This is a genomic window from Lysobacter antibioticus HS124, from assembly GCF_000336385.2.
In the GTDB taxonomy this organism is placed as follows: domain Bacteria; phylum Pseudomonadota; class Gammaproteobacteria; order Xanthomonadales; family Xanthomonadaceae; genus Lysobacter; species Lysobacter firmicutimachus.
In genome coordinates this window covers 1-10275 of the sequence record NZ_HG424534.1, presented here as the reverse complement: position 1 = coordinate 10275, position 10275 = coordinate 1, and the positions used below count along the sequence as shown (strand labels likewise).

The 10275-nt window shown below is 71.2% G+C and carries 9 protein-coding genes; 6 read left to right on the top strand and 3 right to left on the bottom strand.

Annotation, left to right across the window (positions count from 1 at the left end; translation table 11 throughout):
- Positions 1-236: 236 nt before the first annotated feature.
- Positions 237-914: a lysoplasmalogenase gene (locus TX83_RS16160; RefSeq protein WP_261370155.1), complete on the top strand. Its 678-nt coding sequence runs from the start codon at positions 237-239 to the stop codon at positions 912-914.
- An 88-nt stretch (positions 915-1002) separates the two neighbouring features.
- On the opposite strand, the gene TX83_RS16155 is transcribed toward TX83_RS16160, so the two are convergent.
- The 3 genes from TX83_RS16155 to TX83_RS16145 form a co-directional block, all read right to left on the bottom strand.
- Positions 1003-2016: a hypothetical protein gene (locus tag TX83_RS16155; RefSeq protein WP_064748999.1), complete on the bottom strand. Its 1014-nt coding sequence runs from the start codon at positions 2014-2016 to the stop codon at positions 1003-1005.
- A 94-nt stretch (positions 2017-2110) separates the two neighbouring features.
- Positions 2111-2959 carry an archaetidylserine decarboxylase gene (gene asd, locus TX83_RS16150; RefSeq protein ID WP_064748998.1) on the bottom strand — a complete coding sequence of 283 codons (849 nt, stop codon included), beginning with the start codon at positions 2957-2959 and terminating at the stop codon, positions 2111-2113.
- Positions 2956-3603 (bottom strand): SCO family protein, encoded by a 648-nt coding sequence (locus TX83_RS16145; protein ID WP_064748997.1) that lies wholly within the window; start codon positions 3601-3603, stop codon positions 2956-2958. The genes asd and TX83_RS16145 overlap by 4 nt, the downstream gene beginning before the upstream one ends.
- 267 nt (positions 3604-3870) lie before the next feature.
- On the opposite strand from TX83_RS16145, the gene prmB reads away from it, so the two are divergent.
- From prmB to TX83_RS16120, 5 genes are all read left to right on the top strand, one after another.
- Complete coding sequence (gene prmB / locus TX83_RS16140; protein ID WP_064748996.1) at positions 3871-4800, top strand: 50S ribosomal protein L3 N(5)-glutamine methyltransferase; 930 nt, start codon at positions 3871-3873, stop codon at positions 4798-4800.
- Between the two features lie 542 nt (positions 4801-5342).
- The gene (aroC, locus tag TX83_RS16135) at positions 5343-6467 is read left to right on the top strand and encodes a chorismate synthase (protein WP_064748995.1); all 1125 of its coding nucleotides are present in this window, start codon (positions 5343-5345) and stop codon (positions 6465-6467) included.
- Complete coding sequence (locus TX83_RS16130; protein WP_064748994.1) at positions 6460-7452, top strand: 2-hydroxyacid dehydrogenase; 993 nt, start codon at positions 6460-6462, stop codon at positions 7450-7452. Before aroC ends, TX83_RS16130 begins: the two co-directional genes overlap by 8 nt.
- Before the next feature lie 120 nt (positions 7453-7572).
- The gene (locus TX83_RS16125; protein WP_064748993.1) at positions 7573-8595 is read left to right on the top strand and encodes an aspartate-semialdehyde dehydrogenase; all 1023 of its coding nucleotides are present in this window, start codon (positions 7573-7575) and stop codon (positions 8593-8595) included.
- Positions 8596-8919: 324 nt separating this feature from the next.
- On the top strand, positions 8920-10275 hold a 1356-nt coding region (locus tag TX83_RS16120), incomplete at its 3' end, for a type IV pilus assembly protein FimV (protein ID WP_315851270.1).

The window sequence follows — 10275 nt, the reverse complement described above, 5'->3', positions numbered from 1 at the left end:
TTCGCTGCCGGCTTTTTGCCCTGACCCCAACCCCTCTCCCGCGAGCGGGAGAGGGGCTTGCAGTGCGGCGGCGGTCGGGCGATGCGTTGAGGGGCTTCGGCTTGTCTGCGGCAGATCAGACGGATCGCGGCCGCTGCGGTACGAAGCTTGCGCGGGTTCGCGGGCCGGCGTCGTGTTGTCCGGCTAAGCTGCACGGCTTGTGCGGCCGCCGCCGTACGCCAAGGGGGTCCGAACCGATGCACAGCTCACCGATGCGTTCGTCGATGCCGTCCGCGGCGGCGTGGTGGCCGTGGGTCGCGAGCGTCGCCGCCCTCGCCATCGTCGGCGCCTACACGGCGCCGTGGTTGCATTACCTGTGCAAGCCCGCGGCCACGCTGCTGATCGCGGCGATGGTGCTGCGCCTGGGCGCCGCGGCCGAGCCCGGTTACCGGCGCGCGATCGTCGCCGGCCTATTGCTGTCCACGGCGGGCGACGTGTTCCTGATGCTGCCCGGCGATTGGTTCGTGTTCGGGTTGGCTTCGTTCTTGTGCGCGCACGTGGCTTATCTGGTCGGCCTGTGCAGGCGCGCGCGGCCGTTCGCGGCGGCGTGGCCGTTCCTGGCCTATGCCGCGCTCGCAGGCAGCGTGCTGTACGTGCTGTGGCCGCATCTGCCGGGCGAGTTGCGCATCCCGGTGATCGTCTATGTTGCGGTGCTGGCGGCGATGGCGGCGCAAGCGGCGGCGGTGTGGCGCGCGCGTGCGGACCCGGCCGGCGCGGCGGCGGCCCTCGGCGGCGCCTGCTTCGTGCTGTCCGATGCGACCTTGGCCATCGACCGTTTTGCCGCGCCGTTCGCCGCCGCTCAGGCGCTGGTGTTGGTCAGCTACTGGGCGGCGCAGTGGTGGATCGGACGCTCGGCGACCTTGGCGCGGAGCTGAGCGGGCCCTGGCTCAGGCTTGGGGCGGCACGGGAGCCGCCGCCGCGTTCCTGCGCGGCGCGGTCGGAGCAGGCGAACCGGAGTGGGCTTCAACCCGCCGGCGCCGGAGCGGCCCGGTCGGCGGGCGCATCGGCCGACGGCGCCAGCGCCTCGCGTGCCTGGTTCCACCAGTGGCCGGCGGCGTCGCCGGCCTGGCCGACGCCTTTTTGCAACGATTCCCCCATCGGCCGAAGCGTCTGCTCGTCGGCCAGGCCCGCGGCGGCGCGCACGGCGGCGGGGCCGTGCTGCTTGGCCGCGTCCCAGGTCAGGGTGGCGATCAACCGCGGCATGAAGGCGAAGGAGTCGACGTCGCCGCCCTTGGCTTCGGCCTGGGCGATCAGGGCAGCGAGTTCCTTGCGTACGCCGACCGGGACGCTGGAGTCTTGGCTCAGCCGCTTGAGTTCGACCAGCGCCTCGCCGACGCGGCCTTCCTGCACCGCCACGCCGGCGGCGGCGATCTTGCCCAGCCACGGCGCGCGCAACTGCTGGCCGAGCGCATCGGCATGGATCTGGGCGCGGTCCCAGCGCTTTTCGCTGACCGCCAGATAGCCCAGGCCCAGGTGCAGGGCGAGCATCTGCCCGGCCGGCGTCTTTTCCGCGCCGGCCGCGCGCGGCGCGGCCCAGACGCGGTCGCTCTCGGCCTGGGCCAGCTGCGGCCATTCCAGCCGATGGAACGCGACCGAGCGCAGCGAGGCGGCGGCGAGGTCGTCGAAGGGCGCGCAGTCCTGCGCCTCGACGATGTCGGTTTCGGCCACCGCCAGGGTGCTCTTGTCGGCGCCGAGCGCGGCGTAGGCGAGCAGCAGATGGGCGACGCAGAAATCGGCGGCGCCGAGCGGCGGCAGCTCCGGCGCCGTCACGCCGGCCTTGCCGCTCCATTGCGCGCCCAGCCGATAAGCGTCGAGCGCGGCCGGCAGGCCGGATTCGGAAACGCGCCGGTACTGGGTATAGGCCAGGCCGTCGCGCAGTTCGGCCAATTGCTCGGTTTCGCTCTTGGCGCCGCAGGCGGCGAGGCTCAGGGCGAGGGCGGCGACGGCGATGCCGCGCGGGCGCAGGTGGTCGAACATGGGTCCCCTCCATGGGAGCGTCGTCAGTGGATTCGAGGCGGCGGGAGCGGAGCGGACCGCTCCCGCCGGCGTGCGGCGATGTAGGCGGCGCGGCTCAGGCGTTGCGGCGCGCCAGCGCCTGGCCCAGGCGCACCGGGGTTTCGGCGCTGAGGCCGGGGTCGAGTTCGGCCACGCCCGGCGGCAGCAGCACGATCACGGTCGAGCCGTAATTGAAGCGCGCCATTTCCGCGAAGCGTTTCAGCGTGATGCCGCGGCCGCGATAGTCCTTGCGCGTGACCCGGTCGGCGTAGTGCGGAATCTCGACCCCGCCCCAGACCGTTTCCACGCCCGAGACCAGCAGCGCGCCGACCATCACCTGGACCATCGGCCCGAAGTCGGTGTCGAAGTGGCAGACCAGGCGCTCGTTGCGCGCGAACAAGCGCGGCACGTTGCGCACCGCGTCCGGGCCGACGCTGAACAAGCGCCCCGGCACATGCACGGTTTCGCGCAAGGTGCCGGTCCAGGGCATGTGCACGCGGTGGTAGTCCTTCGGCGACAGGTACACGGTCGCGAACGCGCCGTCGCGGAACGGCGCCGCCGCGGCCTCGTCGCCGCCGAGCAGTTCGGCGGCGGTGAAGGACTGGCCCTTGGCCTGGAAGATCACCCCGTCGCGGATCGGTCCGCATTGGCTGATGCGGCCGTCGGCCGGCATCAGCAGGCTGCGCGGATTGGGATCGGCGACCCGCGCGCCGGGCTTGAGCGCGCGGGTGAAGAAGGCGTTGAAGGTCGGATAGGCGCGCGGATCGGGCTGCGCGGCCTCGTTCAGGTCGACGCCGAACTTTTCGGTGACCGTGTCGATCAGCCAGCGGCTGACCAGCGGGTTTTTCGAGTAGGCCAGTACCCGCGCCAATGTGGACAGGAAGCGGTGCGGCAGGACGTAGGTGAGGGTGGTGACCAGGCTCACGGCGCGGCCTCCGACAGGGCGACCATGTCGGCGGCGATTGCGTTCGGATCGAACGGCGGCCGGACTAGGCCGGCCATGCGGCCTTGCGCATCGAGCACGGCCAGGGTCGCGCTGTGGTCCATCGTGTACTGGTCGGCGGGCGCGCCGGCGGGCGCCGGCACCTTGGCGAACACCATCGCCAGCGACTTGGTGAAAGCCTCCAGCGCCGGCACGTCGGCGGTCGCGGCCAGGGTGTCCTTGTGGAAGCCGTGCGCGTATTCGCCGATCCGGTCGGGCGTGTCGCGCTCGGGGTCGACCGACACGAACAGCACCCGTGGGCGGCTCGCTTCGGGCAGCGACTCCCAGCGCTTTTGCGCCACCGACATCTGCGCCAGCGTGGTCGGACAGACGTCGGGGCAGTGGGTGAAGCCGAGGAACACCAGGGTCCAGTGGCCCTTGAGTTCGCCCGGAATCAGCTGGGTGCCGTCGGACTGGCGCAGCGAGAACGCGGGCAGGGTGCGCGGCGGATCGAACAGGCGCACGGCGGTGGTCTGCGGCAGCTTGGGCCCGGAGACGGAGCCGAAGTAGCGGCTCGACACCCACAGGCCGGCGGCGCCGGCGAGCACGGCGACCAGCAGGACGATGGCGGTGGTGCGATTGAACATGGCAGGTCCGATGACAGAGCCGGGCCATGATACCGGCGAAGGCGGGGCCGGGTTCGCTCGCCGGGGCGCGGGGTTCTCCGGCGGCGCGGTATCGGCCCTGCCCCTGCCGGCCGCAACCGCTGTGTTGCGGGGCCTCCTTTGCCGTTCTCCCTTTTTCACAGAGGAGGGCTGGCCGGACGCTCGATACAGGCGCTGCGCCCGGGGCGGCTCCTGCCAATCCCCGGGCCGGCGGCTATACTGGGCGTCTTGCTTCGCCCTGGACCTGCCGTGCCCGCTTCCGTCTCCTTCGAACAGCTGACCCTCGTCGACCTGATCCGTTACGGCGCCAGCCGCTTCAACGCGGCCGGGCTGACCTTCGGCCACAGCTACGACAATGCCCTGGACGAAGCGACCCAACTGGTCCTGCACGCCCTGCATCTGCCGCACGACCTGGGCCCGGTGTACGGCCAGGGACGGGTCACCACGGAAGAGAAGGACGCCGTGCTGGCGCTGTTCGAGCGCCGCGTCGCCGAGCGCATCCCGGCCGCTTACCTGACCGGCGAGGCTTGGTTCGCCGGCCTGAGCTTCAAGAGCGATCGCCGCGCCCTGGTGCCGCGTTCGCCGATCGCCGAACTGATCGAGGCCGGTTTCGAGCCCTGGCTCGGCGGCCGCGAGGTGAGCCGCGCGCTGGACCTGTGCACGGGGTCTGGCTGCATCGCCATCGCCACCGCGCACTACCACCCGGACTGGCAGGTGATCGGCGCCGACATCAACGACGACGCGCTGTCGCTGGCGGCCGAGAACCGCCAGCGCCTGCACGCCGACAACGTCGAACTGCGCAAGTCCGACCTGTTCAAGGGCCTGCAGGGCGAGGTCTTCGACCTGATCGTGACCAATCCGCCCTACGTCACCAACGACGAAACCGACGCGCTGCCGCAGGAATATTCCTACGAGCCCGAACTGGGCCTGCGCGCCGGCGACGACGGCCTGGACCTCGCGCTCAAGATCCTGCGCGACGCCCCCGATCACCTCAGCGAACACGGCCTGCTGATCTGCGAAGTCGGCGAAGCCGAGCGCGCCCTGGTCGAACTGCTGCCCGAACTGCCGCTGGCCTGGGTCGAATTCAAGGTCGGCCAGATGGGCATCTTCGTGGCCGAGCGCCACGACCTGGTCGAACACCACGAGCGGATCAAACGCCTCGCCGACGCGCGCGGCTGAATCGTGCGCGTCGGCGGTCGGTAGCGGGGCGGCCTCAAGCCGCCGCCGCGACGCCGCGCGAGCGCTGACCCCTTCAGTGCAACGCCCGGCGCAGACCGGCCGGAATCCGCAGCGGCTTCGCCGCGTCCGGTGGCGTTTGCGCTCGCGTCGTGCCTGCCCACGTCTCTCCGGCGCCGGCCGAACGGGAGCCGGTCCGAACCAGGCCGGCCATGGCCCGAGCGCCCTTCGACCGCGAACGGCAGGCTTGGTTACAGCGGAAACCGCGACGCTCGGCTAAGGTTGAGCCGGTCGGCTCCGCGTCCCGCCTCGCCTGCGCAATGCGCGGTCCCGAGCGGACGCGAAGGACGCCGGCCGGATCGATGGGTGATGACGAACGCGCAATCGGTCATTTCCGTGCGCAAACCCGGCGTCATACCATCGGGGCTCGCCTTTCCAGGCCCTGCCTTCGCGTGCGGCGCCGGCTTCATCTCCAGCACACGCGCGGCCTCCATCATCGTTTCCGCCCATGCCGGCGCCTGCCGGCTCGCACCAGGATCCCGGTTGTGTCCAGCAACAGCTTCGGCAAGCTCTTCACCGTGACCACCTTCGGCGAAAGCCACGGCCCGGCCATCGGCTGCGTGATCGACGGCTGCCCGCCCGGGCTGGCGATCGCGCCGGAAGCGTTCCGCCACGACCTCGACCGCCGCGCGACCGGCCGTTCGCGCCACACCTCGCAGCGGCGCGAGGCCGACGAGATCGAAATCCTCAGCGGCGTCTATCAGGGGCTGACCACCGGCACCCCGATCGCGCTGCTGATCCGCAACACCGACGCGCGCAGCAAGGACTACGGTTCGATCGCCGAACAGTTCCGCCCCGGCCATGCCGATTACAGCTATTGGCAGAAGTACGGCCTGCGCGACCCGCGCGGCGGCGGCCGCTCCTCGGCGCGCGAGACCACCATGCGCGTCGCCGCCGGGGTGATCGCCAAGAAGTGGCTGGCGCAGCGCTACGGCGTGCGCGTGCAGGGCTTCATGACCCAGATCGGCGAGATCGTGCCGCGCGGCTACGACCTGTCCGCGGTCGAGGACAACCCCTTCTTCTGGCCCGACGCCGGTCAGGTCGCCGAGCTGGAAAGCTACATGGACGCGCTGCGCAAGTCCGGCGACTCGGTCGGCGGCCGCGTCGACGTGATCGCCGACGGCGTGCCGCCGGGCTGGGGCGAGCCGATCTACGGCAAGCTCGACGGCGAGCTGGCCGCGGCGCTGATGAGCATCAACGCGGTCAAGGGCGTGGAGATCGGCGACGGCTTCGCCGCGGTCGCGCAGAAGGGCACCGAGCACCGCGACGAGATCTCGCGCGCCGGCTTCGCCAGCAATCACGCCGGCGGCATCCTCGGCGGCATCAGCACCGGCCAGCAGCTGCGTTGTTCGACCGCGTTCAAGCCGACCTCGAGCCTGCGCCTGCCCGGGCACAGCGTCGACGTGCACGGCAACGAAATCGAGGTGGTCACCACCGGCCGCCACGACCCCTGCGTGGCGATGCGCGCCGCGCCGATCTGCGAGGCGATGGTCGCCCTGGTGCTGATGGACCAGGCGCTGCGCCACCGCGCCCAATGCGGCGACGTCGGCGAGGTCGCTCCGCGCATTCCCGCCGCGCCCGGCTTCGGCGACGCGCACGGCGATGACTGAGCGTCCGCGCGTGTGGGTCTCGCAACCGCTGTTCGACGACATCGTCGCGCGGCTGGGCGAGCATTTCGAGGTGACCGCCACGCCGGCGGTGACCCGGCACGCGCCGGCGGCGATGGCGGCGGCCTTGGCCGCGGCCGACGGCGCCCTGGTCACTCTCAACGACCCGATCGGCGCGGCCGAGATCGCCGCAGCGCCGCGCCTGCGCGCGATCGCCAATGTCGGCGTCGGCTACAACAACCTCGACCTGCCGGCGCTGAGCGCGGCCGGCATCCTGGTCACCAACACCCCCGACGTGCTGACCGAGACCACCGCCGACTTCGGCTTCGCCCTGATGATGGCGACCGCGCGCCGGATCGGCGAGGCCGAGCGCTGGCTGCGCGAGGGCCAGTGGCGGCAGTGGAGCTTCGACGTGCTGCTCGGCGGCGACGTGCACGGCGCCACCCTCGGCATTCTCGGCATGGGCCGGATCGGCCGCGCCATCGCCCGCCGCGCCGGCGGTTTCGGCATGCGCGTGCTGTACCACAACCGCAGCCGGCTCGATCCGCAGGTCGAACGCGAGCACGCCGCCGAGTACGTCGGCTTCGACGAACTGCTGGCGCGCGCCGATCATCTGATCCTGGTGCTGCCGTATTCGCCGCAGTCGCATCGTCTGATCGATGCCGCGGCGTTGGCCAAGCTGCGCCCGCACGCGACCCTGACCAATATCGCGCGCGGCGGCATCGTCGACGAGGACGCGCTGTGCGACGCGCTGGAGCAGGGCCGCCTGGCCGGCGCCGGCCTGGACGTGTTCGAGGGCGAGCCCGCGCTCAACCCGCGCCTGCTGCAGCAGCGCCGGGTGGTGCTGACCCCGCACGTCGCCAGCGGCAGCCTGGCCACGCGCCGTGCGATGGTCGCGCTGGCGGTCGACAACCTGATCGCCGCGCTGGGCCACGGGCCGAATGCCGGTCGTCCGCCGTCGCTGGTCAAGGCCGGGATTAGGGATTAGAGCGGCGCGATCGGGTGCTTTTGCGAGTCCCGAATCCCGAATCTCCAATCCCCGCATCAAAAAGCAACACCCGCCGGAAATGGGTCCGGCGGTCCCCACTAGTCAGGTAACTGAGAACAGATGAACGCCAAGACGTCCTGCAATGTCGCCGTCGTCGGTGCTACCGGCGCGGTCGGTGAAACCATGCTCAAGGTGTTGGCCGAACGCAAATTCCCGATCGGTCAGCTGCATGTGTTGGCGAGCGAACGCTCGGCGGGAGAGAAAATCGAGTTCGGCGGCAAAACCATCGTGGTTCAGGACCTGGCCAAGTTCGATCCCGCCGGGGTCGACATCGCGCTGTTCTCGGCCGGCGGCTCGGTGTCCAAGGAGTACGCGCCCAAGTTCGCCGCCGCCGGCGCGGTGGTGATCGACAACTCCTCGGCCTTCCGCTACCAGGACGACGTGCCGCTGGTGGTCAGCGAGGTCAACCCGGAAGCGGCGAAGAACCGCCCGCTGGGGATCATCGCCAACCCCAACTGCTCGACCATGCAGATGCTGGTCGCGCTGGCGCCGATCCATCGCAAGGCCAAGATCGAACGCATCAACGTCGCCACCTACCAGTCGGTGTCGGGCACCGGCAAGCGGGCGATGGAGGAGCTGGGCCGGCAGACGGCCGCGCTGCTGAACTTCCAGGAAGCCAAGCCGGAGATCTACCCGGTGCAGATCGCCTTCAACGTGATCCCGCACGGCGGCGATTTCACCGACAACGGCTACACCACCGAGGAAATGAAGCTGGTCTGGGAGACCCGCAAGATCCTCGGCGACGACAGCATCGGGGTCAACGCGACCGTGGTCCGGGTGCCGGTGTTCTACGGCCATTCCGAGGCCGTGCACATCGAGACCCGCGACAAGCTCAGCGCCGCCGACGCGCGCGCCTTGCTGGAACGGTCGCCGGGCCTGGAAGTGGTGGACGAGGCCAAGGGCGGCGGTTATCCGACCCCGGTCACCCACGCCTCCGGCAACGACCCGGTCTACGTCGGCCGCATCCGCGACGACATCTCGCATCCGCGCGGGCTGTCGCTGTGGGTGGTCGCCGACAACATCCGCAAGGGCGCGGCGACCAATGCCGTGCAACTGGCGGAACTGGTCTGGAACGAGCGCTGAGCCGGCCCTGTCCGGCGCCGCTGGTGCGGCGCCGGACAGAGCGATCGATCGGGCCCCGCGGGGCCCGATTTTTTTTGCGCGGCCGCCCGCGCGCGGGCGCGGTAACAGCGCTTCGCTCCCGCCGTTCGCCTTGTCGAAGGGCAGGGCTTGGAAGGAGGCGCGGGAGCGGGGCGGATGCGAGGGCGCTTCGCCGCAGGCAACGCTTTCCAAACCGCGACGGTGCCGCTTGCATCCTTGCCGCGATAGCGCAAACTTAACAACGCGTTGCGCATTCAGCCCATCGACCGCTAGAGTCGCCGCCTGACATCGAGATTGGGATCGTCCGTGACCTCAGGTTTTGCACGCACCGCACTGGCTTTGTCCCTGGCCCTGGCCAGCGGCGCCGCCTGCGCGCTGGGCCTGGGGCAGATCGAAGTCAAGTCGCGCGCGGGCCAGCCGCTGTTGGCGGAAATCCCGGTGATCTCCAGCGACCGCGAGGAACTGGCCCAGCTGCGCGCCGGCCTGGCGTCGCCGGAGACCTTCCAGCGCATCGGCCTGCAGCCGCCGCAGGGCATCGTCACCGACCTGCGTTTCACCCTGGCCCTGGACGCCGCCGGCAAGCCGGTGATCCGGGTCACCAGCAGCCAGCCGGTGACCCAGCCGCTGCTGACCTTCCTGATCGAAGTCGACTGGGGCCAGGGCCGCCTGACCCGCGAGTACTCCGCGCTGATCGACACCCCGCGCACCGCCGCGGCGCCGATGCAGCCGCCGATCCAGGCCCCGACCGGGGCCGCGTCCAACACCATCGAACGTCCGCTGGACGCGCCGCTGCCGTTCGGCGCCCAGCCGCAGCAGACCGACCCGCTGGCGGTCGAGAACCAGCTCGGCGCGCAGGACCCGAACCTGATCGGCGCCGCACCGCCGAGCCCGCTGCCGGCCGCGCCGGAGCCGATCGCGATGCAGCCCGAACCGGCGCCCATGCCGGCCCCGGCGCGCGCCAACGCCGGCACCATCGAGCGCCCGGTAGCGCGTCCGCCCGCGCCTGCGGTCGATGCCGAGGGCGGCGTGACGGTCGCGCGCGGTCAGACCTTGTCGGGCATCGCCGCCGACCTGGCCGGCGGCCATAGCCTCGACCAGACCATGATCGCGCTGCTGCGCGCCAACCCCGAAGCCTTCATCGGCGGCAACATCAACCGCTTGCGCCAGGGCGCCGTGCTGCGCCTGCCGGCCGACGGCGTGGCCGCGATCGACCCGCGCGAAGCCAGCGAACTGGTGCGGGCCCAGGTCCAGCAGTGGCGCCAGGCGCGCCAGCCGGTGCCGCAGCCGATCGGCCTGGAAGCCGACGCCGCCGTCGTCAAGGCGCCGGTCGCGCCGGCGGCGCAGAACGCGGCGCGCGGCGGCGATGCGCGCCTGGAAATCGTGCCGCCGGGCGCCAGCCGCGCGACCCAGGCCGGAACACAATCCGGCCTCAGCGCCGGAGGCGAGGGCAACATGATGCGTCAGGAGATCCAGCAGGCCAACGAAACCCTCGCCGCGCGCGAGGCCGAGCTGGCCGAACTCAAGAGCCGGGTCGCCGAGCTGGAGAAATTGCAGAAGGATCAACAGAAGCTGATCGCGCTGAAGGACAGCGAGCTGGCCTCGACCCAGCAGCGTTTGGCCGAACAACAGGCGCGCAGCGACGGCGGCTCGCCGTTGCCGTGG

What these genes read in the sequence shown, in the direction of transcription:
- TX83_RS16130 (WP_064748994.1), top strand. Translation starts at nt 6,460, where the DNA reads ATGACTGAGCGTCCGCGCGTGTGGGTCTCGCAACCGCTGTTCGACGAC.
- TX83_RS16155 (WP_064748999.1), bottom strand. Translation starts at nt 2,016, where the DNA reads ATGTTCGACCACCTGCGCCCGCGCGGCATCGCCGTCGCCGCCCTCGCC.
- TX83_RS16145 (WP_064748997.1), bottom strand. Translation starts at nt 3,603, where the DNA reads ATGTTCAATCGCACCACCGCCATCGTCCTGCTGGTCGCCGTGCTCGCC.
- TX83_RS16160 (WP_261370155.1), top strand. Translation starts at nt 237, where the DNA reads ATGCACAGCTCACCGATGCGTTCGTCGATGCCGTCCGCGGCGGCGTGG.
- TX83_RS16125 (WP_064748993.1), top strand. Translation starts at nt 7,573, where the DNA reads ATGAACGCCAAGACGTCCTGCAATGTCGCCGTCGTCGGTGCTACCGGC.